The organism is Micromonospora haikouensis, from assembly GCF_000876225.1.
Lineage (GTDB): Bacteria > Actinomycetota > Actinomycetes > Mycobacteriales > Micromonosporaceae > Micromonospora > Micromonospora haikouensis.
Genome location: NZ_JXSX01000003.1, coordinates 1,825,962 through 1,841,081, shown reverse-complemented (window position 1 = coordinate 1,841,081; position 15,120 = coordinate 1,825,962). Strand labels below are relative to the sequence as shown.

Below are 15,120 nucleotides of genomic sequence, written 5' to 3'. Positions count from 1 at the left end.
GAAGGTGCCCTTCCTTACTCCGCAGGAACCGCGATCGCCTCGCGCAGCAGGCGGCGGGCGAGGACGACCCGGTCGGCGTCGTCGTCGAGACCGGGCAGGTCGCCGACCCGGCTCACCGCGCCCGTGAGCAGCGCGCGCAGCGCCGGCTCGCAGCCGGCGGGCAGGGTGAGCACCCGGTCGAACAGGCGCAGCGCGACCTTGTCGTCCCCGGTCGGGTCGAGCCGCCAGCGCAGTCCCGGCCGGGGCGCGAGCCGGGTGTCGGCGGCGACGGCGGCGAGCGCGGCAGCCTGGGCCAGGGGCCGGATCGGGGCGGGACGGGCGGCCGGCCAGGCGCGTTGGCGCAGCCGCGCGGCCACGGCCGCCGGGTCGGCGCGCAGCAGCCAGTCCCGCAGCGCCTCGACGGTCTCGGTCAGCTCCGGCTCGATCGCGTCGGGGTCGGCCACGTCGGTGCCGAACGGCAGGCCGGCGCGCAGCCGGGCATCGGCGGCGGCGAGGGCCAGCAGCTCCTCGACGATGGCGTACCGGGTCAGGGCCCGGATGCCGACGGTCAGGTGCAGGGAGCTGGTCTCCTGGGCCTGGGCGCTGTGCAGCCAGCCGCGCGGCAGGTAGAGCGCGTCGCCCGGTTCGAGGACCACGTCGAGCGCGGCGGGCCCCTGGGCGGTCGCGGAGACCTCGTCGGCCCGGCCGCCCCAGGGCTGCCGTTCGAGGGGGTCGGGCAGCACCGGCGGGTGGATGCGCCAGTGCTTGCGCCCGTCGACCTGGAGCACGAAGACGTCGTGGGTGTCGTAGTGGGTGGCGAAGCCCTGGCTGCCGGCCGGGGTCAGGTAGGCGTTGACCTGCAGCGGCTGCGCGAGGGCGGTGCCGAGGTCGCGGGCGAAGTCGATGAGGGCGGGCCAGGTGCGGTGCAGGCCCTGGAGCACGAGGGTCGCGCCGGAGGCGTACAGCTCCAGGACCCGCTCGTCGAGGACCTGGTCGCCGATCTCGGCGCCCGCGCCGCCGCCGCCGGTCCAGCGTGCCGCCGGCACGAGCTGGCCGTCCTTGGCGATGCGCAGGAAGGGGGTACGCAGCCCGCGCCGGCTGAGCAGCTCGTCGGCGTCGGCGGGGCCGAGCAGGTCGGTGAAGCCGTCGGCGTTGGGCAGCTCGGCGGCGCGGGACAGCAGCGGCGCCCGGCCCCAGTGGGCGGCGGCGAACTTGCCCGGCTCGACGGCGACGCAGCGCGCGAGGGCGCGGGCGGCGGCAGCCGGGACCGCCGGGCGGCCGTGGCCGCCCGGCGGGTCGGTGATCGTCATCGCGAGGCGTCAGACGGCGCTGCCGTCGGCACCGCCGTCCCGGTGGCCCGGGGTGGCCCCGCCGTCAGCCGGACCCTCCGCGCCACCGTCGGCACCGCCGTCCTGCTGACCCGGGGTCGCGCCGCCGTCGGCTGGGCCCTCGGCACCGCCGTCGGCACCGCCGTCCTGCTGGCCCGGGGTGGCCCCGCCGTCAGCCGGACCCTCCGCGCCACCGTCGGCACCGCCGTCCTGCTGACCGGGGGTGGCACCGCCGTCGGCCGGGCCCTCCAGGCCGCCGCCGCTGGTCGTCTGGATGTCGTCGTCGTTGAGTGCCATGCGGTGCTCCCTCGCCAAGTTCCCGCCCCGCCGCGCGGCGGGGGTTCGTCGTGCGACGGGTGGTACCCCCGGCACGATCTTCTCTAACCCCACCGTAGACGGCGCGTCCCGCCGGCACGTCCGGTTCGCCCGGTGTGCCGGCGGGACGCGGGCGGTCAGCCGTTGGCGCAGACCTTGCCGTTGAACGTGAAGCTGGTAGGCGACGGGTTGGACCCGGTGTGGGTGCCCTGGAAGCCGAAGCTCACCGTGCCGCCGACGGCCACGGCACCGTTGTAGCTGGCGTTGCGGGCCAGCACCTGGGTGCCGGACTGGCTGACGGTGGCGTTCCAGGCGTTGGTGACCTGCTGCCCGGCGGTGAAGTAGAAGCCGAAGCTCCAGGCGTTGACGGGGTCGGGGCCGTCGTTGCGGATCCGGATCTCGGCGGTGAAGCCGTTGCCCCAGGAGTTCGGCACGTACGTCACCGTGCAGCTGCCGTTCGGGGCGGGCGTGGTCGGGGCCGGCGTGGTGGGCGCGGGCGTGGTGGGCACGGGGGTGGTCGGGACCGGCGTGGTCGGTGCGGGCGTGGTCGGGGTGGTGCCGCTGCCGAGGGCCTCGGCGACCGCCTGGTACGCGGGCTTCGGCGCGTAGTTCTCGTCCCAGATCAGCGCGGCGCCCTCACCGGGGAAGGTCCCCGGGATCCAGGAGTACTTGTCGGTGATGCCCCAGACGGTGACGCCCTGGCACCGGGCCACGGCGAGGCAGATGTTCATGACCTTCTTGTAGTCGGCGGCCTGCGTGGCCAGCTTCGAGGAGTTCGCCGGGGTGGACATCCGGATGTCCAGCTCGGTGACCCGCACGTCGACGCCGAGGTCGGTGAAGCGCTGGAGGTTGGCCTGCATGTCGCCGGGGACCTGCCCGATGATCAGGTGCGCCTGGAAGCCGACGCAGTCGATCGGCACGCCCCGGGACTTGAAGTCCTTCACCAGGTTGTAGATCGCGGTGCTCTTGGCGTTGATCCCGTCGGTGCTGTAGTCGTTGATGCACAGCTTCGCGTCCGGGTCGGCGGCGCGGGCGGCGCGGAACGCCTCCTCGATCCAGCTGTTGCCGATGCGCTGCTGGAGGATGCTGTCGCGGCGTCCGCCGGAGCCGCCGTCGGCGAACGCCTCGTTGACGACATCCCAGGCGAAGACCTTGCCCTTGTAGTGGCCGGCGACCCCGGCGATGTGGTTCTTCATCGCCGCGAGCAGGTCGGAGCCGGAGAGGTTCGACGTCCAGCCGGGCATCTGGTTGTGCCAGACGAGGGTGTGGCCGTACACCTTCTTGTTGCTGCCCACGGCGTAGTTGACGACCGCGTCGCCCTGCCCGAAGGAGAACTGGTTGCGGTTGGGCTCGGTGACTTCCCACTTCATCGCGTTCTCGGCGACGACGAGGTTGAACTCGGCGTCGGCGATCTGCTTGTACGGGCTCTCGGAGAGCCGGTTGGGGTCCAGGGCGAAGCCGATGTCGCGGCCCTTGGCGTCGGCGAGGCTCCTCAGGCTGGCGGCGGCCTCGGCGGTGCCGGGTTGGGCGACGGCGATGCCCATGGCGAGCGCGCTCGTGGCGGCGAGCAGGCCGGCCAGCAGGCCCGACCTGGTGCGCCGACCGATGTGGTGGTGGATGCGCATGCGTTCCCTGTCCTTCGTTACGGGTCGCCAGCCACGGCGACGACGAGACGATGGGAGCGCTCCCGACATCCTGTCAGCATCGACACCCGTCGTCAACCGACCGGCCCGCCGCATGCGGCGCCCGGCGAAGGGCCACTGCCGAGCCCGGACCGGCTTCCCAGATAGCAAGATAATCGTCTCTCATATCGGGATGGCAGCTAGCCTCTGGCCATGGCCGACTCCCGCCGGTGGGTCATGCTCGGCATCGGCACCGCCGCGCAGACCGCAGGCACCCTCTACCTGTACGGGCTGCCGTTCCTGCTGCCCGCGCTACGCCGCACCACCGACCTGCCGCTGTGGGAGCTGGGCCTGCTGGTGGCCTGCCCCAGCCTCGGCATGGTGCTCGCCCTCATCGGCTGGGGCGTCCTGGCCGACCGGCGGGGCGAGCGCTTCGTCATCGGCCTGGGCCTGACCGGCGGGGCCGCGTTCCTGGCCGGGGCCGCCTCCGCCGCCGGGCCGGCCCTGTTCGTGCTCCTGGCCCTCGCCGGGGCCGCCGGTTCCGCCGTGTACGCCGCCAGCGGCCGGGTGGTGACCGGCTGGTTCGCGCCCGGCGAGCGGGGCCTGGCGATGGGCATCCGGCAGACGTCGCAGCCGCTGGGCGTGGCGGCGGCCTCGGCGGTCCTGCCGGTGCTGGCCGACTCCGGCGGCCCCCGGCTGGCGCTGCTGGTCGCCGCCGCGGTCTCCGCGCTGACCGGGATCGTGGCCGCCCTGCTGCTGGTCGACGGGCCGAGGCCCACCGCCGGCCGGACCGCCGCCGCCTCGCCCGCCAGTGGCTCGCCCACCACCGCAGAGCCCGCCGCCTCGCCAGGCTCCGGTGCCGGCGCGACCCACGCGCGGTCGCCGTACCGGTCGCCGACGCTGTGGCGGGTGCACGGGGCGAGCGCCCTGCTGGTCGTGGCGCAGTTCGTCGTCGGCGCGTACGCGCTGGACTACCTCGTCACCGAACGCGGCTGGCCGGTGCGTACCGCCGGGCCGTTGATCGCGGGGGCGCAGCTCGTCGCGGCGGCGGCGCGGGTGCTCGCCGGCCGCTGGTCGGACCGGTCCGCCCAGCGGCTCCGGCCGCTGCGGGTCATCGCCGCCGGCACCGCCGCCGCCCTCGGGGCCCTCGCCGTGGCCGAGACGCTGCACGCCCCGCCGGCGGCCCCGCTGCTGCTGGTCGCCCTCATCGCCACGGTCAGCTGGCACGGCGTCGCGTACGCGGCCGTCGCGGACGTGGCCCCGGCGAGCTGGGCGGGTCGGGCGACCAGCGCACAGACCGTGCTGCAGAACGTGGCCGCCACGGCCACCCCGCCGCTGTTCGGGCTGGCCGTGGCGGGGCTGGGCTTCGGGCCGGGGTTCGCCGTCGCCGCCCTGTTCCCGCTGGCCGCAGTGGCGGTGCTGCACGGCCTCACCGTCGACGGTCGCCCGTCCACCCGCCCACCCGACCCGGGCACCGCCGCCGGAGCCGACGGGGCCGGCCGACCCCTGTCGGGATCGGCCGGCCGGCGTCCGGGCGTCAGGGAATGAGCTGGGCCAGGTCGCGGGGCATGGTGGAGCGGACGTCGTCCCACTCCCCCTGGGTGACGTGCCGGCGCAGGGTGTCCAGCACCACCTGGACCACGCGCTCCGGGCCGCCCTCGACGTCGTACGGGAAGCCCTGGCGGACCTCGTAGAGGAAGTCGTCCCGGTTCAGCTTGATCGGCACGTCCGACGGCTGCCAGCCGTCGAAGTAGATGCCCCGCAGCAGCACCGGCAACTGCGCGGCGAACTCCACGCTCTCCTGCACCGGCATCCGGTCGCGCAGCAGGTGCAGCACCGTGCGCAGGGCCCCGTACGACTGGTTGCGCTGCTCCTTCGGCCAGCCGTACGCCGCCTCGATGTCCTTCAGGATCAGGTTGGTCTTGTCCAGCGAACTCTCGAACGCCGAGATCAGCTGCTCAGCCATCTGCCCACCCCCGTAGGTCGGTCGTGTCCGGTGTCGGTGACCCTCACCGTCGGTCGTCTTCGCGGCGCGGCGGTCCGGCCGGGCCGCGCCAATGCCGAACGGGGCTGACCCGACCGGGCCGCGCCACCGCGCGCGGGCGGTCGCCGGCCGACCCGACCACGTGCAACACGCCGCCGCGCCGTCGATCCGGCACGTCCCGAACCGTCATCGTGCGCACCCCCTACCCAGCTCGGGTGGCCCACCGACGGGCCACGCACACCGCCCACCCTGCGCCCCGCCCGGGTGAGGCCGCCTCACCCCGTGGGGGTGAGACCGGCCGCCGGCAGCTCGCAGGGCACGGGCAACGGTCAGCCGCCGGAGCCCTCCGCCGCGCCGTCGGGGGCGAAGGCGTCGTCGCCCGGACCGGCGTCCAGGTGGACGTGCTGGTGGCCCTGGCCGGTGTCGATGTTGACCTGATCGAGCTGGGTGGCCGCGACCGACCAAGCGGCCACCGCCTGCGCCGCCTGTCGTTTCGCCAGCTCCGTCAGAGCGCCCCGCTGGGTCGGCGGCCCGGTGACAGCGAGGAGATACGACTCGACAGCCAGGGACGCCTGCTCCACAGCGCCCTGCAGCCCTGCGCGCGCCACGTTGGTGGCGGTGGTGCCCGACGGAGGGTTGGCGAACGGCTCCGCGGCCCGAAGCAGGGTCTGTCGCCACTGGCGGGCCTGCTCCGGGCCCGGCTGCCCACCGTCCGACGGAGCCGCCCGGATGGCGCCGAGAATGGGAGAGATCTCGTCACGAAGGCGTCGGGCCGTCGTCGTCAGCTCGGCCACCTGCTGGGTGTCACGCTCCACCTCGGCCCTGCGCATGTCCGCCACAGCCGATTCGACGCCGTCCGGTCGGCTGGCCGTGTAGCCGGTGGCACCGCCCACGAGAACGCCCGTGAGCCCGATCGCCGCCACGACGGCGGCCAGACGGGCCTTGCTGCGGCGGCGCGTGTCAGACGCCGCCAGCAGGTAGGAGGGCTTGCCGGTACGGCGCGACACGACTTCTCCTCGGGCCGACGAAAGTTCGGTCGCAGCGTAGCTTTCTCCGCTGGCCCTAGTCGATAGTCCGCTGCCGGGCTGATGCCGCCCACGTCGGCCCGGGACCCTAGGGGTAGCCGGCCAGGAAGTTCAGGGATCCACCCGGGACGGGCCGCCGGCCACAGGCGACCCCCGGTCCCTACGCTGTACGGCGTGACACTCATCGCGACCGAGTCGCTGACCAAGACGTACGGGGGCGGGGTCACGGCGTTGGCCGACCTGACCGTCGCGGTCGAACCGGGCATCATCGGGCTGGTCGGCGCCAACGGCGCCGGCAAGTCCACCCTGATCAAGATCCTGCTCGGCCTCCTCACCCCGACCAGCGGCCGGGCCCGGGTGCTCGGCCTCGACCCGACCACCGACTCCGCCCGGGTGCGCGCCCGGGTCGGCTACATGCCCGAGCACGACGCCCTGCCACCGGACCTCTCCGCCGCGGAACTGGTCACCCACCTCGGCCGGATCAGCGGCCTGCCGCGCACGGTCGCCCGGGAACGGGCCTCGGAGGCGCTGCGGCACGTCGGGCTCTACGAGGAGCGCTACCGCCCCGTCGGCGGCTACTCCACCGGCATGAAGCAGCGGGTCAAGCTCGCCCAGGCCCTCGTGCACGACCCCGACCTGCTGCTGCTCGACGAGCCGACCAACGGCCTCGACCCGGCCGGCCGGGACGCGATGCTGACGCTGGTGCACCGCATCGGCACCGAGTTCGGCATCTCCGTGCTGGTCTGCTCGCACCTGCTCGGCGAGGTGGAACGGATCTGCGACACCCTCGTCGCCATCGACGGCGGGCGACTGCTGCGCGCCGACCACATCTCCGCCATGACCTCCGCGACCGACGTGCTCGCCGTGGAGGTCAGCGAGGGCACCGAGGAGCTGGCCGCCCGGCTGGGCGCGTTCGGCCTGCCGGTGCGCCGGGACGGCCGGCTGCTGCTCGTCGAACTCGTCGACGACGCCACCTACGACCTGATCCTCGGCGCGGTCGCCGAGCTGGACCTGCCGCTGCACCGGCTGGACCAGCGCCGGCACCGAGTGGCCGAACTCTTCGCCACGAGGGAGCCCAGCCATGCCTGAGCCGACCGGCGTCATCCACGACATCGGCTACCAGCGGTACACCGGCCCCCGGCTGGGCCGCCGGGCCGTCTTCGGTGCGCTCTACCTGCACGGCCTGCGGACGGCGTTCGGCCTGGGGCGCAGCGCGAAGGCCAAGATCTTCCCGTGGCTGGTGGTCGGCATCGTCACGGCGGTCGCCGCCGCCCTCACCGCCATCCGCGCCCAGATCGGCGAGGCGGTGATGACGTACGCCCAGTTCGCCGACAACATGAGCTGGCTGGTCATCTTCTTCGTCGCGGTGGCCGCGCCCGAACTGGTCTCCCGTGACCTGCGCAGCGGGGTGCTGCCGCTCTACTTCTCCCGGCCGCTGCCGCGCGCGGACTACCCGCTGGCCAAGCTGCTGGCGCTGGCGACCGCGCTCTGGCTGCTGCTCGGCGGGCCGCAGTTCGTGATGTTCCTTGGCGCCGCGTTCAGCACCGGCGACGGCATGAGCGGCGTCGCCGAGGAGCTGCTCGACCTGCTGCCGAGCCTGCTCTACGCCGGGCTGTGGGCGGCGGTCTTCGCCTCGGTCGGGCTGCTGGTCGCCTCCCTCACCGGCAAGCGGGCGTTCGCGGCCGGTGGGATCGTCGCCGTGTTCCTGATGACCACGCCGATCGTCGGCACCCTGTCGGTCATGCCGTCGCGGACGGTCAACGAGCTGGCCTTCCTCGCCTCGCCGTCGACGCTGGTGGGCGGCGTGGGCTCCTGGGCGCTCGGCGACCTGCTGACGTTCGAGGGCCAGAGCGGAGTCCCCATCGGCGGCTTCGGCCCCGTCTACGCGGTCGCCGCCGTGCTGCTCGTGGCCGGCTGCGTCGCCCTGCTGCTGCGTCGATACCGGAAGGTGGCCGCCCGATGACCACGACCAGCGCCGCCCCGGCGACGGGGACGCCCACGGCCGCCACCCGCGCCCTCGACCTCGCGGGCGTCTCCCGCTGGTACGGCAACGTGGTGGCCGTCAACGACGTCAGCATGAGCCTCGGCCCCGGGGTCACCGGGCTGCTCGGCCCCAACGGCGCGGGCAAGACGACCCTGCTGCACATGATGGCGGGCTTCCTGGCCCCGTCGCGCGGGGTGGTGACCCTCGGCGGGCGGCCCACCTGGCGCAACCCCGAGGTCTACCGCCGGCTCGGCCTGGTCAGCGAGCGCGAGGCGGTGCAGACCTACCTCACGGCGTACGAGTTCGTGCTGGCCAGCGCGAAGCTGCACCGGCTGGCGGAGCCGGCCGCGGCGGCCCGCCGGGCGATCGCCCTGGTGGAGTTGGAGGGCGCGCAGGACCGCCGGATCGGCACGTACTCCAAGGGCATGCGGCAGCGGGCCCGGGTGGCCGCCGCGCTGGTGCACGAGCCCCAGGTGCTGCTGCTCGACGAGCCGTTCAACGGGATGGACCCGCGGCAGCGGCTGCACATGATGGAGCTGCTGCACCGCCTCGGCGACGCCGGCCGCACCATCCTGTTCAGCTCGCACATCCTGGAGGAGGTCGAGCAGGTCTCCGGCACCGTCCAGGTGATGGTCGCCGGCCGGCTGGCCGCCTCCGGTGACTTCCGCACCATCCGCCGGCTGATGACCAACCGGCCGCACGTGTTCACCGTGCGCTCCACCGACGACCGGGCGCTCGCCGTGGCGCTGATGGCCGAGGCGTCGGTGACGGGCGTCGAGCTGGGCCGCGCCGGGTTGACGGTGCGCGCCGGCGACTACGGCGCGTTCACCCGCGTGCTGCCGAAGATCGCCCTGCGGGAGGGTGTCCGGGTGCGCCAGCTGGTGCCCGAGGACGAGTCCCTGGAGAGCGTCTTCTCCTACCTGGTGGAGGCCTGAACCCCATGTCTACCGTTTCCTGGCTCACCCTGCGCGGGCTGTTCGGGCGTCGCCGCTTCCTCCTCCTGCTGCCGCTGCCCATGGTGCTGGTCGGCCTGGCGGTGCTCTCCCGGTGGCTCGGGGTCACCCCGCGCGACTGGGGGCCGCCGGTGCTGGTCGGCCTCGGCCTGGCCGTGGTGCTCCCGGTCGTGGCCCTGATCGTCGGCACCGGCGTGCTCGGCGCCGAGATCGACGACGGCACGGTCGTGCACATCCTGACCAAGCCGCTGCCCCGCTGGCAGATCGTGCTGCCCAAGCTGGCGGTGGCCACCGCCGTCACCGGCGTCACCGTCGCCCTGCCGCTCTACGCCGCCGGCCTGCTGGCCGACTCCGCACGGCTCGGCCTGGCGCTGGCCGCCGCGTCGGCGGTCGGTGCGTTGGCGTACTCGGCGCTGTTCCTGGCGCTCAGCCTGCTCACCCGCCGGCCGGTGCTGCTCGGCCTGGTCTACGTGCTGATCTGGGAGGGGTTGCTCGGCAGCGTCGTGAGCGGCACGCGGGTGCTCTCCATCCAGCAGTACGTGATCACCCTCGCCGACCGGATCGCCCCCACGGACCTGCTGCTGGCTGACGTGTCGGTGCCGGTGGCGGCGGTGATGAGCGCGCTGATCAGCGTGGGCTTCACCGTGCTGGCGATCGACCGGCTCCGCTCGTTCAGCATGGCCGGCGAGACGAGCTGACCCCTCCCCTGCCCGGTCAGGGGCAGCCGCGCCGGTTGCGGGGGCGGACCCCGGGGCCGGCGCGGCGGGCGTGGGTGGCGGCGGCCAGGTCGAGCAGGCGGCGGAGCCGGTAGGACAGGACCCGCCCCTGGTCGAGGGTGAACATCAGCTCGCCGGGCTCGGCCCCACCCACGGCGACCACGAGCACCGGGCCAGCGCCGGGCACGAGCGCCTGCGCCAGCGCCACGTCGGCGGCGACTTCGGTTCGGGCTCTAGCGGCCAGGCCTTCGGCGGCCGGGTCGTCGGCGGCCAGGAAGCCGGCGGGCGGCTCCGGCGAGCGCGGCGTCAGCGGGAGCCGCGTGGAGCGGTGCCGTCGTCTCGCGGCGCAGCCGTCCCGGTCGCACCAGCGGGGATGGGCGTCGCCGGGCGGGTCGGCCAACCCGCCGGTCGGGTACCGGTAGACGTGCCCGCAGGGCCGGCCCGACTCGGGAACGCGCGGCACCGGACAAGCGGACCACCCGGCGGCCTCGATCGTCGCGACGATCGGGGCCGCGTGCCCGGCGCACGCGTACGCGGCGGCGTCGAGGCCGCCTGCCCCGTACACCTCGATCCGGACGGTGGCCAACTCCCCGCACCCGGGCAACGGCGGCAACACACTCACGACCCGAACCTCCCCTGTCGAACCCAACCTCTCCATGCCGACACCATACCGCCTTACTGGCCAACATATAGATAGTTTGCTGGCCAGTTTCTCGGCCGGAAAATGGCCAAGATCGCCGGTGTGACAGTGTGACGACGTGGCACAGGATCTGGCTTCGGCGACGGCGGCCTACCGGTCTGCCCAGAGCGCCGTGGACGCCGCCAAGGCTCAGGTGCGCACAAGCCAGGACGCGCTGCGTCAAGCGCGGCGAGACCTCGGCGAAGCGATCGTGGCGGAAGCACGGGCCGGCACCCGCATGCGGGACCTCGTCGCCGCCACGGGCCTGTCCCGCGAGTGGATCCGCACCCTCCTCCGCCAGGCCGGCGTCGAGCCCGACTAGGACCCTTGCCGGGGCGTGGGAAGAGACACAGCGTGTGCCCCGCGACTGCAAGCGCACCGCCTACGGCGACGAGCCGTGACCGGGGCAGATCTTGGAAGATTTCGGCCCCTGGAGGGGCCGTCCGCTTCCAAGATCTCCTATTCGCGGCGTGGCCGGCGGCGTCGAGGCGGGGCAGCACGGGAGAGATCGTGCTCGATCGCGGAGAGAGTGGCCTCCGCGCCCCCGTGAGGGCACTCATTCCCTGATTGAGCGCGATCTCGAACCCGGTCCCCCGCGCGAGAGCTCAGGCCCGCGTCAGGGGCCGGCGTCCAGGAGGGACTGGAGGCGCTGGCCGTTGCGCTGGGCGTAGTCCCGGTAGCAGTTGTTCATGAGCACGTGGGTCTCGCCCGCGTCGTCGGCGAGCGTGCGCAGCTTCGGGGCCCAGTCGCGCAGTTCCCGGTCGGAATAGTCGTAGCCGAACTTCTCGTGGATGTCCTTGCTGGTCCACTTGGCACTGTGGCCGTGGAAGCGGACCACGGCCAGGTCGGCGGTGGCCGCCAGCACCGGCGGCACCGACGAGCGGTGGCCCTGCGGCATGTCCACGCAGACGTACGCCAGCTCGTGCTCGCGCAGGAAGCCGAGCGTCTCGTCGCGGTTGTCCCCGGCGAACCAGGAGGCGTGCCGGAACTCGAACACCGGCCGCAGGGGCGCGCACCGGCGGGCCACCTCCAGCAGGTACTGCTTGTTGTCCCGCTTGATGGTGAACCACGGCGGGAACTGGAACAGCAGCGCGCCGAGCCGGCCCGCCTCGACGAGCGGGTCGAGGGCGGACAGGAACCGGGTCCACACCTCCTCGTACGCCTGCGCGGGCAGGTCGCCGGGGTAGACGTTGCGCTTGTCGGTGTCCGGCCGCAGGTCCTTGTAGAGCGCGGAGACCCGCGTCGGGTGCCCGGTCAGCAGGCTGAACGCCTTGACGTTGAAGGTGAACCCGGCCGGGGTGCGCTCGGCCCACAGCCGCGCCGTGCGTTCGGCCGGCGGCGAGTAGTAGGTGGCGTCGACCTCGACCAGCGGGAACTGCTTCGCGTAGTACGACAGCCGCTTCTCCGGGGTGTCCGCCGTCTGCGGATACCACCCGGAGTCGAGCAGGGTCCGGTCGGTCCAGGACGCGGTGCCCACCTTGATCTCACCCATGGGTGGAGTGCACCGCGTCCGCTACCGACCGGCGACCGGAGGGGGCCGCCTCAGGCGGCCCGCCGCTCCCGGCTCTGCTTGCAGGTGACGCAGGCGGTGGCGGAGGGGAAGATTTCCAGCCGCTCCACCGGGATCGGGGCCGAGCAGCCCTCGCAGAAGCCGTACGTGCCCTCGTCGAGCCGGCCCAGGGCCCGCTCGAACTGGGCGCGGCGGTCGAGGATGGTGCGCAGCAGCGACTGCGCGGTGTCCCGCTCGGCCGTCTTGGTGCCGCTGTCGGCCTGGTCGTCGCCGGCGGTGTCGCCGACCTCCACCAGGCGCAGCACCTGGCTCTGCAGCACCGCCTGCTCGTACTCGGCGGAGAGCTCCTCGTAGCGAGCCCGCAGGGACGCCCGGATCTGGTCGGTGTCCGCCTGCGATCGGCCGGTGGCTACCGTGTCGTGGACGAGCATCGCTGCCTGCCTTTCCTGGCTGTGCGCCGGGGTGGTGCCCGGCCCGGTCGCTGCGTGACGCGGGTGGAGATCACTCGCGCTCTGTGAGCCGGGCGATTACCCCGGGTGCAGCCGCGCCAAACCACCGAATTCTGGAATCTCCAGCCCGCCTCCCGGGGCGGCGCCCCAGGGGGCGTGCGGCCCGGGGTCACCGGGCGGCGTCGGGCTCCACGAGGGCGGGGCGGCGGGGGTCGTCGACGCGCACCACCACGTCGGCGAAGCTGGCCGGGGCGACCTCCTCGGCATAGCGGGCGAAGGCAGGCAGCGTCCAGCGCAGCGCGGGGTCGGTGCGCCGGGCCAGGGCGGCCGGGGAGAGTTCCAGGTGCACGGCGAGGTCGACGGGGAGCCCGCCGCCGAGCAGGAGCGCCCCGCTGACGAGGACGACGCCGTGGGGCGGCAGCGTGACGTAGCCGGCCCGGCTGGCCCGGTCGGTGCGGGGGTCCCAGAGGGACGGCAGGATCCGGCCCGAGCCGCCGGGCCCCGCCGGGTCGAGGACCTCGCGGCGCAGGCCAGGCTCGTCGACCCACCCCTCGTAGTAGGCGTCGGGATTGGTCCGGCCGAACTCCAGCCGCACGGAGGCCGGACGGAGGAAGTCCGCGGCCCGCACGTGCAGCACGGGGCGGCCGAGGGCGCGCAGCGGGTCGACCAGCGCGGCGGCCAGTTCGTCGGGGCCCGCCGCCGGGGCGCCATCCACCGCGACGCGGAGCCGGCCGGGCGGGTCGGCGGCGACGAGCCGCTCGGTCAGCTCGGTGACGAGCCGCTCGGGGGTGATGGGGCGCACGCGCATCCGACCATCGTGCCCGGTCGTCGGGCGCGCGACGCGGGCCGGGCGGCGGGGCCGGCGCTGACGGGCCCGGCCGGTGGGGTCGTCAGCCGCTGCGGTCGATGGTCACCCGGGCGTCGTCGGCGAGCCGGTAGCCGACGCCGTAGACGGTGGTGACCAGCGGCACGTCCACGCCGACCTTGCCGCGCAGCCGGCGCACGTGCACGTCGACGGTGCGGACCCCGGCGTGTTCGTAGCCCCAGACGGCGTTGAGCAGTTGCAGCCGGGTGAACACCCGCCGGGGGTGGGCGACCAGGTGCAGCAGGAGGTCGAACTCCAGCCGGGTCAGGGGCAGCGGCTCGTTGTCGCGCAGCACCGACCGGGACGACGCAAGGATGTGCAGCGCCGGGATGGTCGGGGCCAGGGGGCGGGGCGGCGTGCGCCCGGCGGGCACCTGGTCGGGCCGCCGTTCGGGGGCGGGGCCGGCGGTGACGACCCCCTCGCCCCGCTCCAGCATCTCGCGGGCGGCGTCGAGAAGGCGGCGGGCCGCCGGGGTCAGGGTCTCCTCGGCCACGAGCGGGATGCTGAGGGTCACGGTGAGCACGGGCGTGGTGCCGTTGACGGGACGGCGCTGACCGCCGGGGGGCCGACCGGGAACCGCGGGTTGGGACGTATGCCATCCGGCGCGCGGCGATGCGGGGCTGACCGACATGGTCCTCCTTGGCTGGTCCGGGTATCTCCCCACGGCCCGGGACGCCGCTGCATCGATGCTTCCCGGCGCCCACCTGGCGGTCAAGGGGCGGCTACGTTGCATGAATGTGACAATTGACGAACACATCGGAGCCGGATGCTCGCTCTGCGTACGAGGCCTGATGATTACAGCAGAGTCACCATGATCGTGGGATACGGGGGGGTACCCGCGCGGCCCGCCGTTCGCGGTCGGGCCGCAGGGTGACCGGCCAGGCGGCGCGGACGTCCGACACGCGGACGCGGCGCACCCCGGTTCCGGGGTGCGCCGCGTCGCCGGCTGCGCGGCGGACGTCTCAGCGATGCGGGTCGACGCTGACCCGCGCCTCGTCGGCGAGCCGGTAGCCGACCCCGTAGACGGTGGTGACCAACGGGGTGGCGGCGCCGAGCTTCGCGCGCAGCCGTCGGACGTGGACGTCGACGGTGCGGGCGATGGCGTGCTCGTAGCCCCAGACGTTGCTGAGCAGCTGCAACCGGGTGAAGACCCGGCGGGGGTTCTCGGCCAGGAAGTGCAGCAGGTCGAATTCGATGCGGGTCAGCGGGATGACCCGGGGGCCCTGCCGCACCACCCGCGAGGCGGCCAGGATGCGTACCTCCTCGGGGTCCTCGGGGGGCGGCGGGGCGGCGGCGGAGACCCGGGGCACGAGCGGTCGCGGCCCCGCCGGGTCGGCCTGCGCCGACCGGAACTCGACCGGGCGGGGCCGGCGCTCCGCCGGGGCCCACGGCTCCGGTGCGCGGCGGCCCTGTTCCGTGGAGCCCGCCAGCAGCGTGCCCTCGCCGGACTCGGCCAGCTCCCCCAGCAGCTCGACCAGCCGGGCGAGGCGGGGCGTCAGCTGGCCGGGGGCGAGTTCGACGGTGACGGTCAGTGTCGGCACGGACCGGGCGTGTCCCGGCGACGGGACCCGGTCGACCCGGCCTGCCGGCGCACGGTCGGGGCGGCACTGGGGGGCCCGCTCGGCCCGGCCCGGCGGGTGGGGGCGCGAGGAGATGGCGACGACGGACATGGTGCCTCCTCAGATGGCGGTGCCGACCGCCGCGTCCGGTG

17 protein-coding genes are annotated in these 15,120 nt (G+C 74.3%); 6 read left to right on the top strand and 11 right to left on the bottom strand.

Annotation, left to right across the window (positions count from 1 at the left end; translation table 11 throughout):
• Positions 1-14: 14 nt before the first annotated feature.
• From TK50_RS29170 to TK50_RS29160, 3 genes are all read right to left on the bottom strand, one after another.
• Positions 15-1,289: a cupin domain-containing protein gene (locus tag TK50_RS29170; RefSeq protein ID WP_043968751.1), complete on the bottom strand. Its 1,275-nt coding sequence runs from the start codon at positions 1,287-1,289 to the stop codon at positions 15-17.
• A 9-nt stretch (positions 1,290-1,298) separates the two neighbouring features.
• Complete coding sequence (locus TK50_RS29165; RefSeq protein WP_043968749.1) at positions 1,299-1,604, bottom strand: hypothetical protein; 306 nt, start codon at positions 1,602-1,604, stop codon at positions 1,299-1,301.
• Positions 1,605-1,759: 155 nt separating this feature from the next.
• Complete coding sequence (locus TK50_RS29160; RefSeq protein ID WP_043968747.1) at positions 1,760-3,247, bottom strand: glycoside hydrolase family 10 protein; 1,488 nt, start codon at positions 3,245-3,247, stop codon at positions 1,760-1,762.
• A gap of 210 nt (positions 3,248-3,457) precedes the next feature.
• Here TK50_RS29160 and TK50_RS29155 point away from each other — a divergent pair, with 210 nt between their 5' ends.
• The gene (locus tag TK50_RS29155) at positions 3,458-4,792 is read left to right on the top strand and encodes an MFS transporter (RefSeq protein WP_052503997.1); all 1,335 of its coding nucleotides are present in this window, start codon (positions 3,458-3,460) and stop codon (positions 4,790-4,792) included.
• Here the strand turns inward: TK50_RS29155 and TK50_RS29150 are convergent.
• On the bottom strand, positions 4,782-5,210 hold the full coding sequence (locus TK50_RS29150; protein ID WP_043968744.1) for a DUF2267 domain-containing protein: 429 nt from the start codon (positions 5,208-5,210) through the stop codon (positions 4,782-4,784). The two genes, TK50_RS29155 and TK50_RS29150, sit on opposite strands and share 11 nt — an antisense overlap.
• A 347-nt stretch (positions 5,211-5,557) precedes the next feature.
• A complete protein-coding gene (locus TK50_RS29145) occupies positions 5,558-6,235 on the bottom strand; it encodes a hypothetical protein (protein ID WP_052503996.1) in 678 nt (225 codons plus the stop codon).
• A gap of 192 nt (positions 6,236-6,427) precedes the next feature.
• Here TK50_RS29145 and TK50_RS29140 point away from each other — a divergent pair, with 192 nt between their 5' ends.
• The 4 genes from TK50_RS29140 to TK50_RS29125 are packed head-to-tail and all read left to right on the top strand — an operon-like array spanning position 6,428 to position 9,888.
• On the top strand, positions 6,428-7,342 hold the full coding sequence (locus TK50_RS29140) for an ABC transporter ATP-binding protein (RefSeq protein ID WP_043968743.1): 915 nt from the start codon (positions 6,428-6,430) through the stop codon (positions 7,340-7,342).
• Positions 7,335-8,216: a hypothetical protein gene (locus TK50_RS29135; protein ID WP_043968742.1), complete on the top strand. Its 882-nt coding sequence runs from the start codon at positions 7,335-7,337 to the stop codon at positions 8,214-8,216. Before TK50_RS29140 ends, TK50_RS29135 begins: the two co-directional genes overlap by 8 nt.
• Entirely contained in the window at positions 8,213-9,172 is a 960-nt protein-coding gene (locus tag TK50_RS29130; protein ID WP_043968741.1) for an ABC transporter ATP-binding protein, read from the top strand. Before TK50_RS29135 ends, TK50_RS29130 begins: the two co-directional genes overlap by 4 nt.
• A 5-nt stretch (positions 9,173-9,177) precedes the next feature.
• The gene (locus TK50_RS29125) at positions 9,178-9,888 is read left to right on the top strand and encodes an ABC transporter permease subunit (protein WP_043968740.1); all 711 of its coding nucleotides are present in this window, start codon (positions 9,178-9,180) and stop codon (positions 9,886-9,888) included.
• A 16-nt stretch (positions 9,889-9,904) separates the two neighbouring features.
• On the opposite strand, the gene TK50_RS29120 is transcribed toward TK50_RS29125, so the two are convergent.
• Positions 9,905-10,528 carry a hypothetical protein gene (locus tag TK50_RS29120; protein ID WP_144420429.1) on the bottom strand — a complete coding sequence of 208 codons (624 nt, stop codon included), beginning with the start codon at positions 10,526-10,528 and terminating at the stop codon, positions 9,905-9,907.
• Between the two features lie 136 nt (positions 10,529-10,664).
• On the opposite strand from TK50_RS29120, the gene TK50_RS29115 reads away from it, so the two are divergent.
• Positions 10,665-10,907, top strand: a complete 243-nt coding sequence (locus tag TK50_RS29115; protein WP_043968738.1) for a hypothetical protein — start codon at positions 10,665-10,667, stop codon at positions 10,905-10,907.
• Between the two features lie 294 nt (positions 10,908-11,201).
• Here TK50_RS29115 and TK50_RS29110 read toward each other — a convergent pair whose 3' ends face one another.
• The 5 genes from TK50_RS29110 to TK50_RS29090 form a co-directional block, all read right to left on the bottom strand.
• A complete protein-coding gene (locus tag TK50_RS29110) occupies positions 11,202-12,077 on the bottom strand; it encodes a DUF72 domain-containing protein (RefSeq protein ID WP_043968737.1) in 876 nt (291 codons plus the stop codon).
• 50 nt (positions 12,078-12,127) lie between these two features.
• On the bottom strand, positions 12,128-12,526 hold the full coding sequence (locus tag TK50_RS29105; protein WP_043968735.1) for a TraR/DksA family transcriptional regulator: 399 nt from the start codon (positions 12,524-12,526) through the stop codon (positions 12,128-12,130).
• 187 nt (positions 12,527-12,713) lie between these two features.
• Positions 12,714-13,352, bottom strand: a complete 639-nt coding sequence (locus tag TK50_RS29100) for a nucleoside/nucleotide kinase family protein (protein WP_043968733.1) — start codon at positions 13,350-13,352, stop codon at positions 12,714-12,716.
• Between the two features lie 82 nt (positions 13,353-13,434).
• On the bottom strand, positions 13,435-14,040 hold the full coding sequence (locus TK50_RS29095) for a winged helix-turn-helix domain-containing protein (RefSeq protein WP_043968732.1): 606 nt from the start codon (positions 14,038-14,040) through the stop codon (positions 13,435-13,437).
• Positions 14,041-14,371: 331 nt separating this feature from the next.
• The gene (locus TK50_RS29090) at positions 14,372-15,079 is read right to left on the bottom strand and encodes a winged helix-turn-helix domain-containing protein (RefSeq protein ID WP_043968730.1); all 708 of its coding nucleotides are present in this window, start codon (positions 15,077-15,079) and stop codon (positions 14,372-14,374) included.
• Positions 15,080-15,120: the final 41 nt, after the last annotated feature.

What these genes read in the sequence shown, in the direction of transcription:
- TK50_RS29170 (WP_043968751.1), bottom strand. Translation starts at nt 1,289, where the DNA reads ATGACGATCACCGACCCGCCGGGCGGCCACGGCCGCCCGGCGGTCCCG.
- TK50_RS29165 (WP_043968749.1), bottom strand. Translation starts at nt 1,604, where the DNA reads ATGGCACTCAACGACGACGACATCCAGACGACCAGCGGCGGCGGCCTG.
- TK50_RS29160 (WP_043968747.1), bottom strand. Translation starts at nt 3,247, where the DNA reads ATGCGCATCCACCACCACATCGGTCGGCGCACCAGGTCGGGCCTGCTG.
- TK50_RS29155 (WP_052503997.1), top strand. Translation starts at nt 3,458, where the DNA reads ATGGCCGACTCCCGCCGGTGGGTCATGCTCGGCATCGGCACCGCCGCG.
- TK50_RS29150 (WP_043968744.1), bottom strand. Translation starts at nt 5,210, where the DNA reads ATGGCTGAGCAGCTGATCTCGGCGTTCGAGAGTTCGCTGGACAAGACC.
- TK50_RS29135 (WP_043968742.1), top strand. Translation starts at nt 7,335, where the DNA reads ATGCCTGAGCCGACCGGCGTCATCCACGACATCGGCTACCAGCGGTAC.
- TK50_RS29130 (WP_043968741.1), top strand. Translation starts at nt 8,213, where the DNA reads ATGACCACGACCAGCGCCGCCCCGGCGACGGGGACGCCCACGGCCGCC.
- TK50_RS29125 (WP_043968740.1), top strand. Translation starts at nt 9,178, where the DNA reads ATGTCTACCGTTTCCTGGCTCACCCTGCGCGGGCTGTTCGGGCGTCGC.
- TK50_RS29110 (WP_043968737.1), bottom strand. Translation starts at nt 12,077, where the DNA reads ATGGGTGAGATCAAGGTGGGCACCGCGTCCTGGACCGACCGGACCCTG.
- TK50_RS29105 (WP_043968735.1), bottom strand. Translation starts at nt 12,526, where the DNA reads ATGCTCGTCCACGACACGGTAGCCACCGGCCGATCGCAGGCGGACACC.
- TK50_RS29100 (WP_043968733.1), bottom strand. Translation starts at nt 13,352, where the DNA reads ATGCGCGTGCGCCCCATCACCCCCGAGCGGCTCGTCACCGAGCTGACC.
- TK50_RS29095 (WP_043968732.1), bottom strand. Translation starts at nt 14,040, where the DNA reads ATGTCGGTCAGCCCCGCATCGCCGCGCGCCGGATGGCATACGTCCCAA.
- TK50_RS29090 (WP_043968730.1), bottom strand. Translation starts at nt 15,079, where the DNA reads ATGTCCGTCGTCGCCATCTCCTCGCGCCCCCACCCGCCGGGCCGGGCC.